This is a genomic window from Micromonospora avicenniae (assembly GCF_900156065.1).
Classification (GTDB): domain Bacteria; phylum Actinomycetota; class Actinomycetes; order Mycobacteriales; family Micromonosporaceae; genus Micromonospora; species Micromonospora avicenniae.
Genome location: NZ_FTNF01000023.1, coordinates 48,127 through 69,237, shown reverse-complemented (window position 1 = coordinate 69,237; position 21,111 = coordinate 48,127). Strand labels below are relative to the sequence as shown.

The window sequence follows — 21,111 nt, the reverse complement described above, 5'->3', positions numbered from 1 at the left end:
CGGAGCCGACGGATGGGGGGATACGGGCAGGCGGACCTGGCCCACGCGGCGGCCGCCGCCGCGCAGGCGCCCGGACCGGACGACGGCAGGCCGACGTACCGACTGCACGACGGTGGCATCGACGTGCTCGTCGACCAGCCCTGGGCGGCAGTCAGCTCCGATTCCGCCGCGCATGCCGGCCGGCTCGCCGCCGGCGCCGGCATCCTCAACGCGCGGCTCGCACTGGCGGTGCGCGGCCGGCCGGCGCTCGTGCGATTACGGCCGCACCGCGACGAACCGGATCTGTTCGCCCGGATACAACCGGGCGCTGCCCGAGCGCCTACCCGGATCGAGCAGGACCTCTTCGCGACGGTGCCGCGCTGCTCGGTCCTGCCCGTGCCGTTCGGCCCGGTGTCCGTGCCGATCGAGGTGCGGCGGCGTCTGGCCGCCGCGGCCGAGGCCGAACATGGTTGGCTGGACCTCATCACCGGGCGTTCGGCGGTGGCCGCGGTGACCCAGATCGCCGCGACCGCCCACCAGGTTCTGGTGGGTGCCCATTCCCGGGTACGCCCGGCTGAACGCGGGAGCGTCGGGTCCTCGCACCCCGTTCCGGGCCACGGTCCCTGCCCCGCGCTACCGGGCAGACCGAACGCGGCCTCGTCCGCGCGGGCATTCGTCCCGAGTGGCGGCGATCAGTCGGAGTGCGACCCGTTGGCGGTGGTGCTCGGCAGCCCGATGGACACCCCGACCGAAGACCTGCGGGCCGGTCAGGCGCTTCAACGCGTACTGCTGACCGTCGCCGATGTTCACCTGGCGGCCTATCTGCTACCCCAGGTGATCGACGTGCCGGCGGCGCGGGAGCAGCTCCGCCTGGCGCTCGGACGCTCCGGCCCGCCCCAGATGGTGCTCCGGGTCGGCTACGCCAGGGCGGCCTCCGAGTCACCCGCGACCGCGGCAGTCACCACCCGTACGTCCCGCGAGGACGGGTCCAAGGTCTCGTGGGCGAACGGTCCGGCGGCCCTGCCCCGACCGGTGGCCGGAGATGTCGAATGAAGACAGCCGCGAGGGATCACCGCGGAGGACCAGAGAGGACGTGGCCAGAATGACCGCGATCAGCCAGCCGCCCGTCACCCGCCGGACCGCCCCGGGGGCCCCTCAGTTGGGTGTCGAATCCACGGCCCAGAAGGCCACCCGATACGTGTTCGCCGGTATCCGGCTGGCCCTGGGCTGGACCTTCCTGTGGGCGTTCCTGGACAAGACGTTCGGCCTCGGTCACGAGACCGAGAGCAAGGCCGCCTGGATCAACGGCGGCAGCCCGACCAAGGGATTCCTGGCGTTCGGCGCGGAAGGCCCCTTCGCCGGGTTCTACCGCGCCATCGCCGGTACCGCCTGGGTCGACGCGCTGTTCATGCTCGGCCTGGCCGCCATCGCCGTCGCCCTGCTCGCCGGGGTCGGACTGCGCGTCGCCGCGGTGGCCGGCGGCATCCTGTACGTCATGATGTGGACGGTCGTCCTGCCCCCCGAGAACAATCCGTTCCTCGACGACCACCTCATCAACGCGGCCATGCTGGCCGGGCTCGCCCTCACCGCCGCGGGCGACACCTGGGGATTCGGCCGGATGTGGGCTCGCCTTCCGATCGTCCGACGCTGGGCCTGGCTGAAGTAGCTGGACGTCCCGTCGGGCCGGTGTGGGCGCCACCAACAGGTGGTGCCCACACCGGCTTGTGCGCCGGTACCGCAACCATGTCGGGCACCCAGCCGACTTCGGTCTTCGGCTTACCAACGGTCGTCATCGGAACCACTGGTGGTCAGAACGACAGCAGCTGGAAGCTGCCCACGGTGCGGAAGCCCAGGTTGCGGTAGACGGGTTCGCCGATGGCGGTCGAGGTGAGGGCGGCGGTGCGTACGCCGCGCTCGCGGGCCAGGTCGAGAGCCGCCCGGGTCATCGCGGCACCGATGCCCTGTCGCCGATGTTCAGGTTGGGTGCCCACGTAGTAGAGCGTGACGACGTCATGGCTGAGCCAGGCGACCGCCGTCCCGACGATTCGGCCGTCGTCGAGGCGGCCGGCCAGCCTGACCAGGATGCCGTCCCCGGCGAACGACCGCTCCCGGGTGATCGCCGCCGGCACGCCGGCCGCCGGAATGCCGGAAACCCGGGCGTAGGCGGTGACGAACTCGTCCACGTCGGTGGTCTCCGTGATGCGGACACCGGCGGGGACGGGGGCGGGGGAGGCCTGATCGATCGACACCGCCATGATCGGCAGGGTCATGATCGCGACGGCCCCGAGGGACGCCAGAGCGTCGGCCGTCCCGGCGTCGCTGTCCGGTCCGACCCACCAGACCCGCGGCACGCCGTCGAGGCGTCGGCGGGCCTCGGCGAGGGCGTCCGCAGGGTCGCGCCCGAGCAGGCGGAGCACGCCGTTGAGCGGCGGGTGCGGCACGTCGCTGCGGTAGGTCACCAAGTCCGCGCCGCCGGCCTCACCGATGTTCCAGCCGAGAAGGTACGCCCGGTGCGCCGCGAGCAACGTGTCAATCGACTCCACGAGTCGATCTTATCGAGATTCCGCTGGCGACCCGATGTGAGCTGGGGCAACTCCCGCAGGTGACGCCCGAGAGCGCCGGAGCCGGTCCGGGCATTCGGGCGGCAGTCACGATTGGCGCTAGCGCCAACTGGTTTGTTGTGCAAACCTATTGGCATGACTACTCATCCGATGGCCGCAGGGGACGACCCTCACCGGCTGCTCGCACACGTGCGGCACCTCACGCGTCGGGTCCGGGTCGCCCAGCGGGTGACCTGGCTGCCGCTGCTGGTACTGGCCGTGGTCACGCTCGCGGCCATCCCCGCCCACCGCTACGGCTGGCGAAGCACCTGCGTGACCGTCGCCGACGGCCAGATCTGCCGAGGGCGCAACCTCGCCCTGATCGTCTACTGGCAGGTGGCGCTGGCGGTGGCCTACGCGGCGATCGCCTACGGTTACCTGCGGGCCGCCCGGGCACGCGGGCTGGGTGGCCGCGTGATGCCGTACGTCGTCACGGGCATCGCGCTGAACGTCCTGGTCCAGGTCGTGGCGCTGCTCGTCACACACGAAGGATGGGGAATGCCGGAGGGGTTGGAACGGCCCGACGGGCTGGCGATGTTCCTGACCCGCCTCATCGACTGGGGTCCCGCCATCGGCGTGGCACTGCTGGTCCTGGCGTGGCTGGAACGTCACCTCGCGCTGCTGCTGTTCACCGCCGCGTATCTGGCGGTGCTGCTGGTGCCGGTGAACTTCGGCTGGGGTACGCACTGGGGAGGCGACTGGAGATTCCTGCCACCGCTGGTCATCCAGGGCGGCCTGCTCCTGCTCGGCGGGCTCGGCTTCGCCCTGGCGCAACGACCGTGGCAGCACCGATGAGCGACCCGCTCGCCGAGCCGGAGCCCGCCGCCACGCACCCGGCCACCGGGCTCGACGACGTGGTGCACCAGCGCGTCCGGCTGGGCATCCTCACCATCGCCCACGAGGCACGGCGGGTCGAGTTCGGCTTCCTGCGCACCCAGCTGGGGCTGACCGGCGGCAACCTGTCCCAGCACCTCGGCGTCCTCGAATCGGCTGGTCTGATCGGGGTCGAGAAGGGCTACGCAGGCCGGCGCGCCCGCACCTGGATCACGCTCACCCACGCCGGCCAGGCCGCGCTCGCCGACGAGATCGCCCGGCTCAAGCAGCTCATCGTCCGCGTCGAGGCCGCCGACGGCCGGTAGCGACCACCAGCACCCGCCAATCCAACACCGACACCCGCCGCTGGTCACGGGCCCTGCGCTGTGTTTCCATGCCCGGGTGGTGAACGAGGACGGGTCCGGCGCGGACGTACCCCCGATCGTCCGTACGCGGACTGATCGCGATCTCGGTGACTGTGTGCGGGTGTTGGCGGACGTCCATGAGCGCGACGGTTATCCGGTGAACTGGCCCAGCTTCCCGGACGCCTGGCTCACGCCGCCGTCGCTCGTGGCCTCCTGGGTGGCGGAACTGGATGGCCGCGTAGCCGGTCATGTCGATCTTGCCCGGAGCGAAGCGGGAGACGCGGCACCTGGGCTGTGGGGCGCCCGTGCAGGCGTGACCATCGACGCGACGGCCGTGGTCAACGACTCTTCGTTGCTCCGTGGGCCTGCGGCCGTGCTGCCCGGCCCGACCCGACCCCCGCTGATATTCCTCGATGTGGACGGACCGCTGATCCCGTTCAAGGCCCGGCTGGTCGGCCGCGAGCAAGCCTTCCGCCGTGCCGTCGCGCAGCCGCCGGCCGACGGGGGCAACCCACTTCTCGACCGGCTCGACCCGGATGACGGTCGCCGGCTCTTGGCTCTCGGGGGTCAGCTGGCCTGGGCGACGACGTGGATGGCGGAAGCGAACGAGGTCATCTCGCCACGGCTCGGGCTTCCGGACCTGCCGGTCGTCGAATGGCCCGACAGCGACGGCGATACGAAGCACGGCCTGCACTGGAAGACCATGCATCTGGTCCGGTGGGCGGCGGGACGCCCATTCGTGTGGCTCGATGACGAGATGACCGATGTCGATCGCCGATGGGTGGCCACGTACCACCCGGAGCGGGCGCTGCTACGCCGTATCGACCCCTACGTGGGTCTCACCGAAGCCGATTTCTCGGCTGTCCGTCACTGGCTTGTGCAGGACGAAGGTGCAGCTTGATCACCTGCACCTTCACTCCGCGAATCGCGTGTTCCCGCACGTCCTTCAGGCGCCGTTCGCCGCCCGCCAGCCGGCGTGTTCCACCGCCCACGCCAGGACGTCGTCGGCGACCTCCTCCCAGCCCTTCTGCGCGGGCAGCAGGTGCGCCATGCCCTCGTATTCCTTGATCTCGGTGGTGGTCTTCGACGACTTGTAGTGCTTGGCGTTGGACCGCTGCACGCTCGGCGGCATGAGGTGGTCCTCGCTGCCGGAGACGAACAGCAGCGGCGCCCGGTTGTCGTTGTGGTAGTCGACGTAGACGTCCTGCGGGCCGGGCTGGAAGTTCGCCAGCACGCTGTTCCAGAGGATCCGCCCGGACGCCGGGACGTGGTACCGCCGGTAGAGCTCGAGGGACTCTTCCTCAGTACAGGTGTTGGCGAATGTGTACTTCCACTGCTCGGGCGTCAGACCGACGGCCTTGTGCCGGTTCGCCGGGTTCTTCAACACCGGGAACGTCGACTTGATCTGCGTCAGTGGCGTGACGAGCACGCCCTCGGTCGCCGCGGAGTTGATCGCCACGCCGACAGCGCCGAAGCCGTGGTCCAGCAGGACCTGCGTGAACGCGCCACCCGCGGAGTGGCCGATGATGATCGGCGGCTCGTCGAGGGCGCCCACCACCGACTCGAGGTGCGAGATGATCGCCGGGACCGTCACCTCCTCGATCGGCGTCGGGTCGGCGTTGAGTGCCTCGACCTCCACCTCGAATCCGGGGTATGCGGGCGCGATCACTTGGTAGCCGGCCCGCTGGTAGCGGTCGATCCAGTGTTCCCAGCTGCGCGGGGTCACCCAGAAACCGTGGACGAGAACGATTGTCTTCATGTGGGGCCTTTCCTGCGGAGCATTCGAGCTGCCGAGTTACACCCATTAGACCGAACAGCCCGGTGAGGTGTGACAGGAAAGGATTCGGGGCCTTGGTGCGCGGCCCATTCACCGCGTCGGACGTGTTCGCTGCGGGTGCGGAATGCCCCGGTGGTGGAATGCTGACGCCGGCTGTCGGCCCGCTAGTGTGCGGCGAGCCGCTCCAGCAGGGCGGCGCTCCGCGCCAGCAATGCCCGCTCCTCATCCGTGAGTTCGGCCTCGATGGCCTGCGCGAGCCAACCGGCCCTGCGGCCGCGCTCCGCTTCGAGCGCGGCTCGGCCGGCGTCCGACAGTTCGACCAGCGACTTGCGGCCGTCCGTCGGGTGCGCCCGGCGGGTGATCAGGTTCTGTTCTACGAGCAGCCCCACGGTCCGGGCCATCGACTGGGGGCGTACGCGCTGATCAGCGGCGAGGTCGCTGGTGGTCATGGCGCCATCGCGGTCGAGTGCACCGAGCACGGCGACCTGGCCCAGCGGGATGCGGTCCTCGTGCTTGACACGTCGGGTGAGTTTGCCCATCGCGGTACGCAGTTCGGCGGCGACGGTGGCGGCTTCCGAGGTGGGCATGCGGCACTTTACCAAGTTGGCTGGCTGTGCAGCCGACCTGTACAGCAGCACTGAACAGCATTGCTGTATGGTTTGCGGCTGTCGGGCCCAGCGCCAGCGTTGTCGCAGCCGGGCCACGGCACACGACAACGGGGAGGAACTCCCATGTCCGCAAAGGCAGTCGGAAGCGTCGACGCCGCCATCGAGACCGTCACCGCCCGCCGGATCATCGACAGCCGAGGCAACCCCACGGTCGAGGTCGACGTCGTCCTGACGGACGGGTCCCTGGGGCGCGCGGCTGTCCCGTCCGGCGCCTCCACCGGTGCCCGGGAGGCCGTGGAACTGCGCGACGGAGACCTCACGCGCTGGCACGGCAAGGGTGTCGACCGCGCGGTGGCCCACGTCAACGGGGAGATCGCGGCGTCCGTGCGCGGCCGCGACGCGGCGGACCAGGCGGGGCTCGACGCCGCGCTGGTCGCTCTCGACGCCACCGCCACGAAGTCTCGACTCGGTGCCAACGCCATCCTTGGCGTCTCCCTCGCCGCGGCCAAGGCCGCTGCGGCGGCGCACCGCCAGCCCCTCTACCGCTACCTCGGTGGCGCCGACGCCCACCTGCTGCCGCTGCCGATGATGAACATCGTCAACGGCGGCGCCCACGCCGACAATCCGCTGGATTTCCAGGAGTTCATGATCGCGCCTGTGGGTGCGGACACCTTCGCCGAAGCCGTCCGAATGGGCAGCGAAGTCTTCCACACCCTGCGCCGCGATCTGCTGGCCGCCGGGCACTCAACGGGCGTCGGCGACGAAGGTGGCTTCGCGCCCGCGCTGCGTACCGCTGAGGAGGCGCTCGACTTCGTGATGGCCGCCATCGAGCGCACCGGCTACCGTCCCGGCACGGACATCGGCCTGGTCATGGACCCGGCGTCGTCGGAGTTCTTCCGCGACGGGGTGTACGACTACGCGGGCGAGGGGGTGCGCCGCACCTCCTCCCAGCACGCCGACTACCTGGTCAGGCTCATCGACGCCTACCCGGTCGTCTCCATCGAGGACCCGATGGCGGAGAACGACCTGGACGGCTGGCGCGAGCTGACCGCCCGCGTCGGCGACCGCTGCCAGCTCACCGGCGACGACGTCTTCTGCACCAACGAGACGCTGCTGCGCGAGGGCATCCGTACCGGCGTCGGCAACTCAGTTCTGGTCAAGGTAAACCAGATCGGGACCCTGACCGAGGCGCTGGCCGTGGTCGCCACGGCCCACGAGACGGGCTGGACGGCTGTCATGTCGCACCGGTCGGGCGAGACGGAGGACACCACCATCGCGGATCTGGCGGTGGCGACCGGCTGCGGTCAGATCAAGACCGGCTCGCTCTCCCGCTCCGACCGCACCGCCAAGTACAACCAACTGATCCGGATTGAAGAGGAGCTCAGCGACTCGGCGCGCTTCGCAGGCCGCTCCGCACTGCGCCGAGCCTGAACAGCAGGTAGCGGTGGAGACCACGCGGGGCCCCCGAGCACGATCGGGGGCCCCGGTCCCGTGCCAGGGAGACAAGCCTTACTGGGCTGTCCACCTCCACGTCGTCGTGGCCGGCGGCAGTGCGCCGTGCGGGCGCGGCGATCCGGCGACGGGCACCTCGATAGCCTCGTGTGGGTAGTCGTGACCGTGGCTCAGTAGGAGAGATGCGAATGCTCAAGATCAAGGTGTCGCGGGTGCGGCCGGACAAGGTCGAGCAGCTCAGGGCATGGCTCGCCGAGGCCACGCGCCGGGCCGACGAGATCCGGGAGACGTTCGTCAACGAGGGCGTCACCCACGAACAGGGCTTCATTCTTGAAACGACGAACGGGCCGGTCTTCGTCTACGCCGTGGAGTCGGCCGACTACGAGGCGGCCGCGCGCGCTTTCCAGGAGTCGCCGTTCCCTATCGACGCCGAGCACAAGGCGGTCCTGGCCGAGGTGCTCGATGGCGAGGTGAACGTGCCACTTCTTCTCGATGTGCGCCTCTGACCGGCTGCCACTGATCGGCGATCCAAGTCGCCGCATCGGCCCATCGGGAACCCGTGGGGCCCGCCATGCTCCGGGTCGCACAACCCCCTGCCCATAAGTAACGTAACAGTGATCTTGGTGGGGCGCCATCGGGCACGCGACCGACTGCGCAGGTCAGCGGGCGTGGCTATGTTCGTCCGATGCCTACTCATGAGATCACTGCGGCGTCGGCGGGGACCTGGACGCTCGGCGACATGACAGTCAACCGGATCGGGTTCGGCGCGATGCGGTTGACGGGCGGCGCCGCGTTCGACAGCGGCGGCACGCCGAGCGACCGCGATCGGGTCATCGGCGTGCTGCGCCGTGCCGTCGAGTTGGGCGTGAACCACATCGACACCGCGGCGTTCTACTTCTCCCGGCTGCGTTCGGCCAACGAGCTGATCAACCGGGCGCTGGCGCCGTACCCCGACGATCTGGTCATCGCCACGAAGGTCGGTCCCGGCCGGGACCCGTCCGGCGATTGGTTGCCGCTGGCCCGGCCGGATCAACTACGGGGGCAGGTCGAGGAGAACCTGCGCCAGCTCGGCCGCGACCACCTGGACGTGGTGAACCTGCGCCAGCACGGCCTCGACTCGATCGCCGAACACTTCGGCGCGCTGGCCGAACTGCGCGACGCCGGCCTGATCCGGCACCTGGGCATCTCCAATGTCCGCCCGCAACATCTCGCACAGGCCCAGGCGATCGCCCCCGTCGTGTGCGTGCAGAACGCGTACGGCATCGACAATCGCCTCAGCGACAAGACCCTCCGCACGTGTGGCGAGCAGGGCGTCGCGTTCGTGCCGTTCTACTCGATCGCCGGTGACGGACGTGACGCCGGCGGTGTCGCCGACAGCGAAGCGATCCTCGCCATCGCACGTGCGCACGGCGCCACGCCGGCGCAGGTCCGGATCGCCTGGACGCTGGCTCGCGGACCGCACGTGCTGGCCATCCCCGGTACGGGCAATCCGGACCACCTGGTCGAGAACGTGGCCGCCGGGGCGCTTCGCCTGTCGGCGGACGAACTGGCGAGCCTGGATTAGCGGTCACCGGGCAGGTGCGACCTGGCTGATCCACCTCGTTTGATGATCGTCGCCTGCCGCACCGCCGCCGGCTGTCCGGCAGGCCCACGATCACTACCGGCTCGGAGTCGATCCCGGTGCGGCGCGGACGTGCACGCGTTCGCCCTGCCTGCCGACGAGGCTGAGGAACTCGACGGGACCGGCGCTGGTGGACCCGAACCAGTGCGGGGTGCGGGTGTCGAACTCGGCGGCCTCCCCGCCTCGAAGGATGAGGTCGTGCTCGCCGAGGACCAGACGTAGCGTGCCGTTGAGGACGTACACCCAGTCGTAGCCCTCGTGGGTGCGCAGGTCCGGTTCGCGGTCGTCGCGCCCGGCCGGGAGGACGAACTTGTAGGCCTGGATGCCGCCGGGCCGGCGGGTCAGCGGCAGGATGGTCGATCCGTCGCCGGCGGCGATGGGGCGCAGGTTGACGCGGGGATCACCGGTCGGTGGCGCGCCGACGAGCTCGTCGATGGTGACGCCGTAGACGCGGGCGAGCGGGAGGAGCTGTTCGAGCGTGGGGCGCCGCAGGCCCGCCTCGAGCCGGGAGAGCGTACTGGCGGAGATGCCGGTCTCCTTCGCCAGGTCGGTGAGCGTGATGTCGCGGCGGGCTCGAAGCTGCTTCAGCCTCGGGCCGACGGCGTCGAGCGTCCGGTCCACGTCCTCGTTCATCGCCCCAGTTTTCCATTCGGCAAAGAACTTTGCCGGTTCGTCCGGTACGCGGTCAGGATCGCCGACATGACCCACGCATTCGACAAGGACTACTGGGACCAGCACTGGCACCGGCGGCACGGTGACTCGTCCACCGCCATGGCCGGCAAACCGCCGAACCCGTACCTCATCCAGGAAACCGGCGACCTGGCGGTCGGCAGCGCGCTCGACGCTGGATGCGGCGCCGGCGCCGAGGCGATCTGGCTCGCCGCCCGCGGCTGGCAGGTCACCGCTGTCGACATCGCCCCCGAAGCCCTCGCCCTCGCCGCCGAGCGTGCGGCGACCAGCGCCACGGCTGGGGAGGTGCGGTGGGTCGAGGCGGACCTGACCGTCTGGGAGCCGGAGGTGCGCTTCGACCTGGTCACGACGCACTACGCGCACCCGGCGATGCCGCAGCTGGCCTTCTACGACCGGATCTCCGCCTGGGTGGCGCCCGGCGGCACCCTGCTGATCGTCGGGCACCTGCACACCCCGACGGCTGGCGAGCACGGGCACCACCCGCCCGCCGAGGCCTCGGTCACCCTCGTGGACATCACCGCGGGCCTGGACCGTACCCGGTGGGAGATCACCACCGCCGAGGAGCAGCTCCGCACGGTCCCCGGCCGGCCGGTCCCGCTGCACGACGTCGTCGTACGCGCCACCCGGCGCGCGTGATCACACCACCTGCTCAGCGCCGGAGCACCGCTCCGGCGCTGTATCAACTTGCGCTTCTCGAAGGGAAACCGCGCATGCTCTCCCCGGACCTGTCCGCTCAGTCGGACGCCGTCGACCCGACGGTCCACGACCCGCGTCGGCGTCGCGCGATCCTGATCGCGGTCTGCATCGCCCTCATGGCGGTCATCGCTTCCGTCTCCGGGCTGAACGTCGCCCAGCAGGAGATCGCCGTCGCGTTCCACGCCTCGCAGAGCACCGTCCTGTGGATCATCAACATCTACACCATCAGCCTGGCCGCGCTGCTGCTACCGCTCGGCGCTCTCGGCGACCGATGGGGACGCCGACCCGTACTCCTCGCCGGCCTGGTCGTCTTCGCGGTCGCGAGCGCGGCCGCCGGCCTCGCCACCTCGTCGGAAGTCATGATCGCGGCGCGGCTGCTCGGCGGTGTCGGCGCAGCGATGATCATGCCGGTCACCCTGGCCGTCATCACCTCGACGTTTCCGGACGGCGAGCGTGCCAAGGCGATAGGTGTCTGGACCGGCGTCGCCGGCGGTGGCGGCATCCTGGGGATGTACCTCTCCGCGACCCTGGTGGACCTGGCCAGCTGGCGGTGGCTGTTCGTCCTGCCGGTCGTACTCGTCGCCGTGGCCATCACCATGACGCTGCGTTCGGTACCGAACTCGCGGGAGAGGTCGGAACACGGGTTCGACGTCATCGGTTCGCTGACCTCCGTGGTCGCCGCGGTCGGGCTCATCGTCGTCCTGCACGAGGGCCCGGTGCAGGGGTGGAGCGCTCCGGTGACGCTGCTGAGCCTGCTCGTCGGCGTCATCGGCGCCGTCGGGTTCGTGGTGTGGGAGCGACGCCGGTCGGCTCCCTTGCTCGACGTCCGCCTCTTCCGTGAGCGGTCCCTCAGCAGCGGCTCCGTGACGCTTCTGGTGGTCTTCGGCGTGCAGGCAGGGATCTTCGTCGTCCTCTTCCCGTACTTCCAGGCGGTCCTCGGTTGGTCCGGACTGCGCGCCACCCTGGCGCTCATGCCGATGGCGGTGACGATGATGCTCACCTCCGGCCTCGCCCCACGGCTGGCCGCGCACATCGGTGGACGTTCGACGATGGCCGCCGGCATCTTCCTCGGCGGTGCGGGTCTGGCCCTCATGGCCGCCTTCGTCTCCGTCGATGGTGGATATCTCTCCGTCCTGCCCGGCATGCTCCCCATGGGGCTCGGCATGGGGTTGAGCCAGACGCCCGCGACCGAGGCCATCACCTCCGCCCTGCCGCGGGAGCGTCAAGGTGTGGCCTCCGCGCTCAACGACGTCACCAGGGAGTTCGGCACCGCGCTCGGGGTCGCGCTGCTCGGCGCCGTGCTGTCCGCCGGCTACCGCAATGCCATCGGCTCCCGGCTCGGCGGTATGCCGGACAGCGCCGCCGACGCCGCCCGCGACGGCATCGCCAACGCCATCGCCTCCGCTGACGGAGCCGGGCCCCGGGCCGAAGCCTTGATCCGCGCCGCTCAGGATTCCTTCGTCGACGGCTGGCGGCAGGCCATGTGGGCCGGCGTCGCCGTCATGGCCGTGCTCTTCGTGTACGTCCTCGCCCGAGGTCACCGGCCCGGCCTAGCCGAGGCAGCGACGACCGGAGCGCGCGCGACGAGGGACACCGTCGCCCGGTAAACGCCCCTCGTACGCGTAGGTCGACGGTTGGATTCCGTCATGGGTTCGATCCGGGAAACGGCCCCGACCCTCGGAGAACTCCGATAGTCGGGGCCGTTCGGAACTGGACGACGGTGCAGCCGTGGGAGGTGTCAAGATCGCCAGGTGATTCATCGAGAGTGGAAGCGCCTGTCGAACGTTGAACGGGCCTTCTTCATCAACGCCTTTGAGATGGACATCTTGGCGGGCGTTTTCGGGGACCTGGACCCGGTCGAGCAGGACGTGCCTCTGGAGGAACTGGCTCAAACCCTGTTGTCGCTGGTTGATCGCGGCCTCGTCGAGGTCCGCCGTTATGCTCGGTGGATCGCCGATGATGGACGAAAAGGGTTGGTTCCAGGTGACCCCATACCCAGGCATGACCTTCCACAGGTACTCGCTGACCCTGCGGCCTGGGATTATCCCGATGACACCAGCTGGATCGGAGCCATCACCCTGGTCGAGACGGACGCCGGCAGGACAATCAGTCACTCCTCGCAGGGCTGAAATGATCTGCACGTGAAGGCTGATGGCGCGGGCCGGCCCGACCTGGGTGAGGTGCGTGAGTACCACGTGCGGCGGCTCAACCACGCCCTGCGCCGGCCGGGGATGTACGGCGGTGAGATCACCTTGCGACTGACCATGGACGCGGTGGCCTACATCGATGGTCTCGATGAGGTCTGGCAGGCGGAGTACGGGCAGCTCGGAAAGCGGGAAGCGTTCACCTCTCTCGGCGTGCACGGAGCCTTCGCTCAGATTCTGCCTGGATACCGCGACGACGGCGCGGTGGCCTCTGTCTACGCCGACATCGCCTGGCGCCACGGCTGGCTCACGGTCGACCGGACCCTCCCCGAAGACGACCTCCGGCCACTGCGCGACGAAGCCACCCGGTGGTGTGCACAAGACCGCTCCCTCGACGAGGTCCTGGCGGAACTCGGGTCACCCTCCGTGTCGTTCGGCAGCAGCAATCCCCGCTATCCCAAGACCTTGGCCTACGCCACCGACCGTGCTAGCGGGCTGGTTTGCCTGCACTTCGCCAGCACCTACGACTGGACCGCCACAGAGCCACAGTCCGAATCCCCGCCAGTGCTTCTGGCCGTCCGCCACGGTGACGGACCCTTTGCTGAGACCTTCGTCTTCACGCCGACCGGCACGACCTACCGCTGACCATCCACCAGACAGAGGGGCACGAGGTGCGCCCGGCAGGATCCGGTGGAGCCGTTCCACCTTACGATCACCAGCCCGGTTGCTCCCTCCGGCCTCCCCGCCGGCCAGTCGGACTGTCGTAGTCAAGCAAGCTCCCGAGGTGGTCCCAGTCCCGCGGAGACCACGGTCACGCTGAGCAATAACCGCGTCGGAGAGCGCCCGCGCAGTCACCCGTCGCGCGCTGATCGTCCCTGTGGAGGGGGCCGCATGCAGCGTTTCGCTGCCGCGCGGCCCTCCATAGAGCAGCGAATCGTCCAGGCCGCGAATGCGATTGAACATTCCCGCCGGGCTGCCGTGAACCTAGCGTCGGAAGCCGCCGAGCAGGGGATCCGCCCGTTCGGCCCCCTCGCACGGCACGGAGACGGTGTGGTCAACGAAATTGGGACGGCGGCGCTGCCCGAGCGCGTCGAGCCGCAGGTGGAGACGCGAGCGGACGCCGTCGTCCTGACGGTGCGGCGCGCCGGACGGGTCGTCCTCGACGGGGTCCGGCTGGGCATCCGCGTCGGCGGCGTCGACCTGGACGCCGGTTCCGTCCTCCTCCGGTCCCACGTCCGTGAGATCACCGACGAGTGGACCGCCCGCTCCGGCAAGGCGACGGGCACCCACCGGTACACGCACCTCGAGACGGTTCACGAGCTGCGCCACGACAGCGGCGTCGAGTGGCAGATCCACGTCCGGGCGAGCGGGGACGGGGTGGCCGTCCGCTACGCGCTCGCCCGGCTGGAGGGCCACGGCCGCCTCGACGCCGACCGCACCCGACTCACCTTCGAGCCGAACGCCCGCGTGTGGGCGCTCGACTACCAGACCTGGTACGAGACGCCACGTTTCGGCGCCGACCTCGCCGAGCTGCGTCCCGGGGCATACGGGTTCCCGCTGCTCGTCCGCTCACCCCGGGCAGGGGTGTACCTCCTGCTCACCGAGGCGGCGATCGACGGCCGCTTCAGCGGCGCCCACGCCGAGATCGAGGGCGGCGGCGAGGTGCGGTTCACGCTGGCCGACGAGCCGGTCGAGATCACCCGCGGCCCGGTGACCCCCTGGCGGGTCTTCATGATCGGGGACCTCGCCGGGATCGTCGAGAGCCGTTTCGTGGACGAGTTGGCGCCAGCCCCACTCGACTCGTTCGCCGGCGCGCAGTGGGTGCGGCCGGGACGTGCGGCCTGGTCGTGGTGGTCGGACTTCTACTCCGGGGCGCAGCTGCACCGGCAGCGGCACTTCGTCGACGTCGCCGCCCGACTCGGGTGGGAGCACCTCCTGATCGACTGCGGCTGGGACGAGACGTGGGTGCCCGAGATCGTCGCCTACGCGAGCCGACGCGGCATCCAGGTGCATCTGTGGGTGGTCTGGCACGACCTCGACGGGCCGGAGAATCTGGCGAAGCTCGCCCTGTGGCGGTCGTGGGGCGTCGCCGGCATCAAGGTCGACTTCATGGAGTCCGAGTCGAAGGACCGCTACCGCTGGTACGACACGATCCTCGCCGAGACCGCCCGGCTCGGCCTGCACGTGAACTTCCACGGCTCGGTCATCCCGCGCGGGTGGTCGCGGACCTGGCCGCAGGTCATCGGGTACGAAGCCATTCGCGGCAGCGAGTACTACGTCTTCTACCAGGACACCCCCCTGACCGCCGCGCACAACGTGATCCAGCCGTTCACCCGCAACGTCGTCGGCGCGATGGACTACACGCCTGTCGCGTTCGGCGCGCCGGGACGGACCACGAGCGACGGCCACGAACTCGCGCTCAGCGTCGCGTTCGAATGCGGCATCACCCACTTCGCCGACGACGTCGACGCGTACCTCGCCAAGCCGGACGCCGCGCGGTTCCTCGCGGAACTCGCGCCCGCATGGGACGAGACGGTGCTGCTGGCCGGCGACCCCGACCACGAGGCTGTCATCGCCCGCCGTCACGGCGACCGCTGGTTCGTCGGCGGCATCGCCACCGGCCCGGCGCGTCGTCTCACCGTCCCGCTCGACCGGCTGGCGCTCGGGCCGGCCGACGCGTGGATCGTCGGCGACGGCGCCGAGGGTGGCCTGGTCTCCGACCGGCGGCCCGTCGACGACAAACTGGTCGTCGACGTGGCGGACGACGGCGGCTTCGTCGCCATCGTGGCCGCCCGCGGTACGCGGCTGCACCGGGCCGTCGAGCGGCCCGAGCACACCGCCCCGAGGGTGGACCCGCCCGTTCAACTGCTCGGCCCGGACGGCACGGCCGTCCTGCGGACCGGCGGACACCTGCGGCTACCGCCCGGCTGGTCGGCGCAACATCTCGACGGCGACCGCTGGAAGCTCAACGCGCCCGCCGCCCTGGCACCCGGCCGAGCCGGGGTGATCACGGTCGAGATGCCGGGCGAGGACGGCGTCCCGGTCGTGGCGCACGCCCGCCTGTTCCGACCGCTGACGCCCGGACCCCATCGCCTGTCGGCCATGACCATGGTCGCGTTCGACAACGAGAGCGGCCCGATCGAACGCGACCAGAGCAACGGTGGCGGCAACCCGGGCGACGGCCGCCGCATGAGTATCGCGGGCACCGAGTTCGACGACGGGTTCGGCGCGTCCACGCCGTCGCGGATCGAGCTCTACCTGGGCGGTTCGGCCGACCGGTTCACCGCCCGCATCGGCGTCGACGACGAGACCCCCGGCACCGCCGCCCGGATGAGCGTGCACGCCGACGGGGCCGAGCTGTTCAGCGCCGACGTCCGCGCCGGTGAGCCGCCACTCGACATCGACGTCGACATCACCGGCGCCGCCGCGCTGAGCCTGCGCGCGGACACCCTGCCTGACCACCCGGAGCCGGCCCACGTCGACTGGGCATCGGGTCGCCTCCACCGCACCGGAACTGCCACCACCACCCCGGCCGAGCGCTGACGCTCGGCCTCCCACCAAGGAGAAACCATGCGACACGGCAAGAGATGGATCGCCGCCGCGGCCGTGCTGGCCGCCCTCGCCGCCACCGGCTGCGGCAGCAGCGGCGGGGGAGACGGCAAGGTCACATTGAGCTACGCGACCTGGAGCGACGACCAGAAGCCGGCCATGGAGGCGATTGCCAAGGCCTTCGAGGACAAGCACCCCGACATCGACGTCCAGGTGCAGGTACTGCCGTGGCCCGAGTACTGGTCCACCCTGCAGGTCGGCGCGGCGGGACGTACCGCACCGGACGCGTTCTGGATGCTCGCCGACCAGTTCCCGGCCTACGCCAAGGGCAAGCAGTTGCTCGACATCACCGACGCGGTCAAGGCAGCAGGCGTCGATCTGGCCGCGTACCCCAAGGCCGTCCTGGACCTGTACGACGTCGACGGCAAGCTCTACGGCCTGCCGAAGGACTTCGACACGAACGCGATCTGGTTCAACAAGGCCCTTTTCGACAAGGCCGGCGTGGCCTACCCGGACGACAGCTGGACCTGGGACGACGCGCGCGAGGCAGCCCGTAAGCTCACCAACCCCGCCGCCGGCGTGTGGGGCATCGCCGCCCCGATCGACCGCCAGGGTGGCTACTACAACAGCATCTACCAGGCCGGCGGCAAGGTGATCGGCGACGACGGCAAGGCCGCCATCGACAGCCCGGAGGCCATCTCCGGCCTCCAGTTCTGGACCCAGATGCACGCCGACGGCTTCTCACCGACGCTCAAGCAGCTCTCGGACACCGAAGCGGTGCAGATGTTCATGGACCAGAAGGTCGCCATGTACTTCTCCGGCTCCTTCTGGGCCCAGCGCCTCTACGGCGACCAGGCGCTGCGCCCCAACGTCGGCGTCGCACCGCTGCCGAAGGCGAAGCAGCGGGCCACGATGATCAGCGGCATCCTCAACGCCGGATACGCCGGCACCAAGCACCCGAAGGAACTCGCCGAGTTCCTGATCTTCGCCAGCGGCAAGGACGCAGCCGTCATCCAGGCCAAGAGTGGTGCCGTGCTGCCCGCGTACCAGGACACCCAGCAGGGCTGGCTCGACGCGATGCCCGAGTTCAACCTCAAGGTCTTCGTCGACGCCGTCGACTACTCGGTGCCGCTGCCGATCGCCGGTGACGCCGCCAAGTGGACCGGCCTCGAGACCCAGTACCTCGGCCCGGCATGGGAGGGCAAGCAGAGCGCCGCCGACGCCGCCCGCGCCTACAACACAGCGATCAACGAGGTCCTCGCGCAGTGACCACCGACGTCGCCAGCCCTCCCGCGCGGCAGCGTACGCGCCGCCGCGCGGGAGGGCTGCTGCCCTCACCCGGATGGGGCTACCTGATGATCGCCCCGGCGTTCATCGGCCTCGTCGCCTTCTACGTGTGGCCCTTCCTCACCACCTTCGGCAAGAGCTTCATGGACGTTCCGGCCTTCGGACCTGGCACGTTCACCGGAGTCGACAACTACACCGAGCTGCTCGCCGACGACCGGTTCTGGCAGGCCCTGCGCAACTCCGCGCTGTACACCGTGATCCTGCTGCTCGGCGTACCCGTCGCGATAGTCCTCGCCGCGCTCATCGAGCAGGTCAGCCGCGGCCGCGCCCTCTACCGGGTCCTGTTCTTCCTGCCGGTCGTGACCCTGCCCGTCGCGGTGAGCATGGTCTGGCGTTTCATCTACAACGGCGACTTCGGCCTGCTGAACTACGTCCTGTCCCTGGTCGGCGTTCCCGGGCAGTACTGGGTCGCCGACGCGACCTTCACGATCTACGCGGTCGGCGTCGTCGGCATCTGGATGAGTCTCGGCATCAACCTCATCATCCTCGGCGCCGGACTCCAGTCGATCCCGCAGGACCTCTACGAGGCGTCCTCCCTCGACGGGGCGGGACGGGTCCGCCAGTTCTTCCGGATCACCCTGCCGCTGCTGTCGCCGAGCGTGTTCCTGGTGACGGTGCTGACCGTGATTTCCGCGCTGCAGATGTTCGACCTGATCTTCGTCATGCTCCGCAGCGTCAACAACACCGCGCTCGCCGACTCGAAGACCATCGTCTACCTCTTCTACGAGAAGGCCTTCGTGGAGTTCGACCAGGGCTATGGCGCCGCGATCGCGATCGTGCTGCTCATGGTGATCATGGCCGCGACCCTCGTCCAGTTCCGACTGCAACGCCGGTGGGTGTTCTATGACTGATCGGCTCACCCGTAGCGGACGCACGGAGCGCGTGGCAGCCGGGTCGAAGGCCTCCCGTCGCGGCGAGTGGGTCATCCACGTCGTCCTCGCCGTCGCGGCGGTGGTCATGGTGGCGCCGTTCGTCTGGCAGCTGCTCACCATCTTCAAGTCCAACCGCGAAGCGTCCCAGATGCCGCCGACGCTCCTGCCCGAGGATCCGACGACCGGCGCCTTCGCCACCTTCTTCGGCTCGGTGCCGTTCTGGGCGCAGCTCACCGTGTCGCTGTCCGCGCTCGTGCTCCGCGTGATCGGGCAGCTCGTCGTCTCGGCGCTCGCCGGTTACGCGTTCGCCCGGCTCCGGTTCCCCGGACGCAGGCTCCTGTTCGGGCTGTTCATCGCCATGCTCATGGTGCCCAGCCAGCTGTTCCTCATCGGGCAGTTCGAGATCATTCGGGACTTTCAGCTGCTCGACACCATTCCCGCGCTGGCCATCCCGGGCATGTTCTCGGCCTTCGGGATCTTCCTGATGCGGCAGGCGTTCATGTCCATTCCCGCCGGATTCGAAGAGGCTGCCCGCCTCGACGGCGCCGGGCCCCTGCGCACGTTCTGGTACATCATGTTGCCGATGGCCCGCCCGACGATGGCGGCGCTGGCCGTCCTCACCTCGCTCTACTCGTGGAACGACCTGCTCTGGCCGCTCATCGTGACCCCGCGTGGTGACAGGCGCCCGATCACCGTCGGCCTGGCCGGCCTCCAGGGCCAGTTCGGGACCGATTACCCGACGCTCATGGCCGGGGCACTCGTCGCGTCGCTGCCGCTCATCCTCATCTTCCTGGCACTTCAGCGGCAGTTCTTCTCCGGCATCGCCAGCAGCGGATTGAAAGGCTGAGCCATTGCCGGGCCGCGCCGGAGCCCCGCGATCCGGCGGTGCTGTTGGTTCGTCCGGATGCCACGCCGGTGTCCGGACGAACCCGCCGCGCATGCGCGGTCACATCTCAAAGGCGGCATCGGCGACCTCGTAGCCCTCATGGCGGCGGCGGAAACCGCTCGGGCTCACCCCGTGGTGCTTCCGGAAGACCCGCGAGAAGTAGAACGCGTCGTCGAAGCCGATCTCGGACGCGATCTCCGTGACCGTCGCGTCCGTCGTGTCGAGCAGTTGCCGTGCCCTCGCCATCCGCAGCGCGGTGTGATGCGCCAGCACCCCGCCTCCGGTCGCCCTGCGGAACAGGGTGCTCAGGTGCGACGGTGACACGCCCACCAGCCGGGCCAACTCCGGCACCTTCACCTTCCCGTCCAGCCGCTCGGCCAGGTAGCTCATGGCGCGCTGCAGCGGGTCTCCCGGTTCGGGAAGCAACCGGTCGACGCTGATCTGCGTCAACAGTTTCCAGGCGGTGCCCGCCGCGTCCAGCAGGCGGATGGGTGACTGGTCGCGTTCGATGCAGGTGACGATCTCGTCCAGCAGCGCCACCGCCCGACCGATCGCCCGCACCGGCACCACGGGCCGCTCGGTCGTGGCCTCCATGCAGTCCGCGAGCTTCGACACATCCGATCCCATCAGATGCGCCCACCAGATCGTCCAGGGATCGCGCTCGTCGGCACCGTACTCGTGCGGGACACCGCGGGGGATGACCAGCGCCTGCCAGGCCCCGATCCGATGCATGCCCGACCCGACCCGCGCCCAGCCCATGCCGGAGGCACACACGATCAGGACCACCTCGGGGGTGCCTCGGGGGCGCTGCATGCGGTGGTCAGCGGCATCCGGGTAGTACCCCGCGTCGGTGACGAGGAGCCGCCCGGTGATCGGGCGTCGAAGCGCCTCGGCGACGAGCGGACGGGGCACCGAGGCCAACCGTTGCCCCCGAAATCCCTCCTGGAGCGGCACCGAGACATCGTGCGCGCTCGCCGGCGGATTGTCCATCCGATGAACCATCCGATGCGCTGCGGCGAGTACCCCGGACAGTTCGGGTCTGGCCATCGCGATTCCGCGTACCGCTGGTTGCACCTCGTGCGGCCGCTGCCCTTCTCGTCGCGGCCCGCCGTCGATGCGCCCGTTTCAGCAGAAACGGGCGCATCGAACGTGACGATCGCGGCTGGTCCGTCGTGGAAACCGGCCAGGGTGGCGCGTGCGCTTCAGGAACTCATCGCGGCCCGGTCGGACTCGCTGCGAAGAACGCAGAACTCGTTGCCTTCAGGGTCGGCGAGGACTGCCCAGCCAGAGCCGTCAGGATTGCGGCGATCGGCGACGAGCGTGGCACCGAGGCCCAGCAGCCGCTCCACCTCCTGGTCACGTGAAGTCTCAGGGCGCAGGCACACATGTACCCGGTTCTTGATCGTCTTGGGCTCCGGCACCTGGTTGAAGTACAGCGCCGGGCCCTCCGCCAGCGGCAGCTGAATCTCCGGGTCGCCCGGTTTGTCCTCCGGATGCATCGGGCGGCCAGTCACCTTGCTCCAGAACTGGGCCAGCGCGTAGGCATCCGCACAGTCGATCGCCACGTTCTGCAATACCGAAACCATGCGCCCAAGCCTCCCTGACTTCCGCTCCGGACGCCACCGGTTGCGCTCAGCCTTCGCACAGCTCAGGCTGCCGAGGGCTGCACTCGACGTGCGACACAGCCGCGTTGCTCGACGGGTCTCCGGCTT

22 protein-coding genes are annotated in these 21,111 nt (G+C 69.8%); 16 read left to right on the top strand and 6 right to left on the bottom strand.

The window, feature by feature from the left end; translation table 11 throughout:
* Positions 1–12 precede the first annotated feature (12 nt).
* Both BXA10_RS25570 and BXA10_RS25565 read left to right on the top strand, forming a co-directional pair.
* A complete protein-coding gene (locus tag BXA10_RS25570; RefSeq protein ID WP_076473396.1) occupies positions 13–1,032 on the top strand; it encodes a hypothetical protein in 1,020 nt (339 codons plus the stop codon).
* Between the two features lie 49 nt (positions 1,033–1,081).
* Positions 1,082–1,645, top strand: a complete 564-nt coding sequence (locus BXA10_RS25565; protein WP_076473395.1) for a hypothetical protein — start codon at positions 1,082–1,084, stop codon at positions 1,643–1,645.
* Between the two features lie 142 nt (positions 1,646–1,787).
* On the opposite strand, the gene BXA10_RS25560 is transcribed toward BXA10_RS25565, so the two are convergent.
* Complete coding sequence (locus BXA10_RS25560; protein WP_084753261.1) at positions 1,788–2,522, bottom strand: GNAT family N-acetyltransferase; 735 nt, start codon at positions 2,520–2,522, stop codon at positions 1,788–1,790.
* 153 nt (positions 2,523–2,675) lie between these two features.
* Between BXA10_RS25560 and BXA10_RS25555 the strand changes: the two genes are divergently transcribed.
* The 3 genes from BXA10_RS25555 (at position 2,676) to BXA10_RS32615 (ending at position 4,658) form a co-directional block, all read left to right on the top strand.
* Positions 2,676–3,374 carry a hypothetical protein gene (locus tag BXA10_RS25555; protein WP_076473394.1) on the top strand — a complete coding sequence of 233 codons (699 nt, stop codon included), beginning with the start codon at positions 2,676–2,678 and terminating at the stop codon, positions 3,372–3,374.
* Complete coding sequence (locus BXA10_RS25550) at positions 3,371–3,718, top strand: transcriptional regulator (protein WP_076473393.1); 348 nt, start codon at positions 3,371–3,373, stop codon at positions 3,716–3,718. Before BXA10_RS25555 ends, BXA10_RS25550 begins: the two co-directional genes overlap by 4 nt.
* Positions 3,719–4,130: 412 nt before the next feature.
* Positions 4,131–4,658, top strand: a complete 528-nt coding sequence (locus BXA10_RS32615; RefSeq protein WP_076473410.1) for an HAD domain-containing protein — start codon at positions 4,131–4,133, stop codon at positions 4,656–4,658.
* Positions 4,659–4,703: 45 nt separating this feature from the next.
* On the opposite strand, the gene BXA10_RS25540 is transcribed toward BXA10_RS32615, so the two are convergent.
* Both BXA10_RS25540 and BXA10_RS25535 read right to left on the bottom strand, forming a co-directional pair.
* Positions 4,704–5,516, bottom strand: coding sequence for an alpha/beta hydrolase (locus tag BXA10_RS25540; protein WP_076473392.1), 813 nt, complete (start codon positions 5,514–5,516; stop codon positions 4,704–4,706).
* Positions 5,517–5,698: 182 nt separating this feature from the next.
* Positions 5,699–6,121 (bottom strand): MarR family winged helix-turn-helix transcriptional regulator, encoded by a 423-nt coding sequence (locus BXA10_RS25535; protein ID WP_076473391.1) that lies wholly within the window; start codon positions 6,119–6,121, stop codon positions 5,699–5,701.
* 144 nt (positions 6,122–6,265) lie between these two features.
* On the opposite strand from BXA10_RS25535, the gene eno reads away from it, so the two are divergent.
* From eno to BXA10_RS25520, 3 genes are all read left to right on the top strand, one after another.
* The gene (gene eno, locus BXA10_RS25530; protein ID WP_076473390.1) at positions 6,266–7,573 is read left to right on the top strand and encodes a phosphopyruvate hydratase; all 1,308 of its coding nucleotides are present in this window, start codon (positions 6,266–6,268) and stop codon (positions 7,571–7,573) included.
* A 209-nt stretch (positions 7,574–7,782) separates the two neighbouring features.
* Positions 7,783–8,100, top strand: coding sequence for a DUF6176 family protein (locus BXA10_RS25525; RefSeq protein ID WP_076473389.1), 318 nt, complete (start codon positions 7,783–7,785; stop codon positions 8,098–8,100).
* A 179-nt stretch (positions 8,101–8,279) separates the two neighbouring features.
* Positions 8,280–9,158, top strand: coding sequence for an oxidoreductase (locus BXA10_RS25520; protein WP_076473388.1), 879 nt, complete (start codon positions 8,280–8,282; stop codon positions 9,156–9,158).
* A 93-nt stretch (positions 9,159–9,251) separates the two neighbouring features.
* Here BXA10_RS25520 and BXA10_RS25515 read toward each other — a convergent pair whose 3' ends face one another.
* The gene (locus BXA10_RS25515; protein WP_076473387.1) at positions 9,252–9,848 is read right to left on the bottom strand and encodes a helix-turn-helix domain-containing protein; all 597 of its coding nucleotides are present in this window, start codon (positions 9,846–9,848) and stop codon (positions 9,252–9,254) included.
* A gap of 66 nt (positions 9,849–9,914) precedes the next feature.
* Between BXA10_RS25515 and BXA10_RS25510 the strand changes: the two genes are divergently transcribed.
* The 8 genes from BXA10_RS25510 to BXA10_RS25475 all read left to right on the top strand — a co-directional run bounded on the left by BXA10_RS25510 (position 9,915) and on the right by BXA10_RS25475 (position 19,360).
* Positions 9,915–10,541: a class I SAM-dependent methyltransferase gene (locus BXA10_RS25510; protein ID WP_076473386.1), complete on the top strand. Its 627-nt coding sequence runs from the start codon at positions 9,915–9,917 to the stop codon at positions 10,539–10,541.
* 74 nt (positions 10,542–10,615) lie between these two features.
* The gene (locus BXA10_RS25505; RefSeq protein WP_076473385.1) at positions 10,616–12,208 is read left to right on the top strand and encodes an MFS transporter; all 1,593 of its coding nucleotides are present in this window, start codon (positions 10,616–10,618) and stop codon (positions 12,206–12,208) included.
* A 144-nt stretch (positions 12,209–12,352) separates the two neighbouring features.
* Positions 12,353–12,730: a hypothetical protein gene (locus BXA10_RS25500; RefSeq protein ID WP_076473384.1), complete on the top strand. Its 378-nt coding sequence runs from the start codon at positions 12,353–12,355 to the stop codon at positions 12,728–12,730.
* 12 nt (positions 12,731–12,742) lie between these two features.
* Entirely contained in the window at positions 12,743–13,390 is a 648-nt protein-coding gene (locus tag BXA10_RS25495; RefSeq protein ID WP_084753258.1) for a hypothetical protein, read from the top strand.
* Positions 13,391–13,795: 405 nt separating this feature from the next.
* Positions 13,796–16,288, top strand: a complete 2,493-nt coding sequence (locus tag BXA10_RS25490) for an NPCBM/NEW2 domain-containing protein (protein ID WP_175649312.1) — start codon at positions 13,796–13,798, stop codon at positions 16,286–16,288.
* A gap of 27 nt (positions 16,289–16,315) precedes the next feature.
* Positions 16,316–17,563 carry an ABC transporter substrate-binding protein gene (locus tag BXA10_RS25485; protein WP_076473382.1) on the top strand — a complete coding sequence of 416 codons (1,248 nt, stop codon included), beginning with the start codon at positions 16,316–16,318 and terminating at the stop codon, positions 17,561–17,563.
* A complete protein-coding gene (locus BXA10_RS25480) occupies positions 17,560–18,492 on the top strand; it encodes a carbohydrate ABC transporter permease (RefSeq protein ID WP_076473381.1) in 933 nt (310 codons plus the stop codon). Before BXA10_RS25485 ends, BXA10_RS25480 begins: the two co-directional genes overlap by 4 nt.
* Positions 18,485–19,360 carry a carbohydrate ABC transporter permease gene (locus BXA10_RS25475; protein WP_084753254.1) on the top strand — a complete coding sequence of 292 codons (876 nt, stop codon included), beginning with the start codon at positions 18,485–18,487 and terminating at the stop codon, positions 19,358–19,360. The genes BXA10_RS25480 and BXA10_RS25475 overlap by 8 nt, the downstream gene beginning before the upstream one ends.
* Positions 19,361–19,459: 99 nt before the next feature.
* On the opposite strand, the gene BXA10_RS25470 is transcribed toward BXA10_RS25475, so the two are convergent.
* Together BXA10_RS25470 and BXA10_RS25465 are read right to left on the bottom strand one after the other, a co-directional pair.
* Positions 19,460–20,389, bottom strand: a complete 930-nt coding sequence (locus BXA10_RS25470) for an AraC family transcriptional regulator (protein WP_076473379.1) — start codon at positions 20,387–20,389, stop codon at positions 19,460–19,462.
* 212 nt (positions 20,390–20,601) lie between these two features.
* Complete coding sequence (locus BXA10_RS25465) at positions 20,602–20,985, bottom strand: VOC family protein (protein WP_076473378.1); 384 nt, start codon at positions 20,983–20,985, stop codon at positions 20,602–20,604.
* Positions 20,986–21,111 lie beyond the last annotated feature (126 nt).

Coding starts and splice junctions, on each gene's coding strand:
- BXA10_RS25570 (WP_076473396.1), top strand. CDS start 13: ATGGGGGGATACGGGCAGGCGGACCTGGCCCACGCGGCGGCCGCCGCC.
- BXA10_RS25565 (WP_076473395.1), top strand. CDS start 1,082: ATGACCGCGATCAGCCAGCCGCCCGTCACCCGCCGGACCGCCCCGGGG.
- BXA10_RS25555 (WP_076473394.1), top strand. CDS start 2,676: ATGACTACTCATCCGATGGCCGCAGGGGACGACCCTCACCGGCTGCTC.
- BXA10_RS25550 (WP_076473393.1), top strand. CDS start 3,371: ATGAGCGACCCGCTCGCCGAGCCGGAGCCCGCCGCCACGCACCCGGCC.
- BXA10_RS25540 (WP_076473392.1), bottom strand. CDS start 5,516: ATGAAGACAATCGTTCTCGTCCACGGTTTCTGGGTGACCCCGCGCAGC.
- BXA10_RS25535 (WP_076473391.1), bottom strand. CDS start 6,121: ATGCCCACCTCGGAAGCCGCCACCGTCGCCGCCGAACTGCGTACCGCG.
- eno (WP_076473390.1), top strand. CDS start 6,266: ATGTCCGCAAAGGCAGTCGGAAGCGTCGACGCCGCCATCGAGACCGTC.
- BXA10_RS25525 (WP_076473389.1), top strand. CDS start 7,783: ATGCTCAAGATCAAGGTGTCGCGGGTGCGGCCGGACAAGGTCGAGCAG.
- BXA10_RS25520 (WP_076473388.1), top strand. CDS start 8,280: ATGCCTACTCATGAGATCACTGCGGCGTCGGCGGGGACCTGGACGCTC.
- BXA10_RS25515 (WP_076473387.1), bottom strand. CDS start 9,848: ATGAACGAGGACGTGGACCGGACGCTCGACGCCGTCGGCCCGAGGCTG.
- BXA10_RS25510 (WP_076473386.1), top strand. CDS start 9,915: ATGACCCACGCATTCGACAAGGACTACTGGGACCAGCACTGGCACCGG.
- BXA10_RS25505 (WP_076473385.1), top strand. CDS start 10,616: ATGCTCTCCCCGGACCTGTCCGCTCAGTCGGACGCCGTCGACCCGACG.
- BXA10_RS25485 (WP_076473382.1), top strand. CDS start 16,316: ATGCGACACGGCAAGAGATGGATCGCCGCCGCGGCCGTGCTGGCCGCC.
- BXA10_RS25475 (WP_084753254.1), top strand. CDS start 18,485: ATGACTGATCGGCTCACCCGTAGCGGACGCACGGAGCGCGTGGCAGCC.
- BXA10_RS25470 (WP_076473379.1), bottom strand. CDS start 20,389: ATGGACAATCCGCCGGCGAGCGCGCACGATGTCTCGGTGCCGCTCCAG.
- BXA10_RS25465 (WP_076473378.1), bottom strand. CDS start 20,985: ATGGTTTCGGTATTGCAGAACGTGGCGATCGACTGTGCGGATGCCTAC.